At 67.4% G+C, this 310-nt stretch carries 2 protein-coding genes; both read right to left on the bottom strand.

All coding sequences use genetic code 11. The features are described 5' to 3' along the window. Nucleotides 1–159 (bottom strand): NAD(P)(+) transhydrogenase (Re/Si-specific) subunit beta (locus ACOADB_RS26420; RefSeq protein ID WP_378606029.1); only part of this gene is annotated, 159 nt, incomplete at its 3' end. A gap of 3 nt (nt 160–162) precedes the next feature. Beyond that, nucleotides 163–310: proton-translocating transhydrogenase family protein (locus ACOADB_RS26415; protein ID WP_378606026.1), on the bottom strand; the 148-nt coding region annotated here is incomplete at its 5' end.

Raw genomic sequence — 310 nt, 5'->3', positions numbered from 1 at the left:
GACCGCGGCCACCGTGGCGACGAGCGCGACGGCCATGCCGACGATGCCGTAGGTCAGGCCGTTCTTGGCCGACTGGTGCGTCGAGAGGCCTGCCAGCGACAGGATGAACAGCAGGGCGGCGACGATGTACGCCGCACCGGTGATGGAGGTGATGTCCATGGATCAGGCTCCCTTGCTGAACATCGCGAGCATGCGGCGCGTGACCGCGAACCCACCGAAGACATTGATCGACGCGAGCAGGATGGCGACGGCGGACATGCCGAGCACCAGCTTGTCGTCGGTGGCGACCTGCACCAGCGCGCCGACCACG

Origin of the sequence: Nocardioides sp. CPCC 206348, assembly GCF_048654705.1 — a bacterium.
Classification (GTDB): domain Bacteria; phylum Actinomycetota; class Actinomycetes; order Propionibacteriales; family Nocardioidaceae; genus Nocardioides.
The sequence above is the reverse complement of the archived record's forward strand: the minus strand, read 5'-3'. Positions and strand labels throughout refer to the sequence as shown.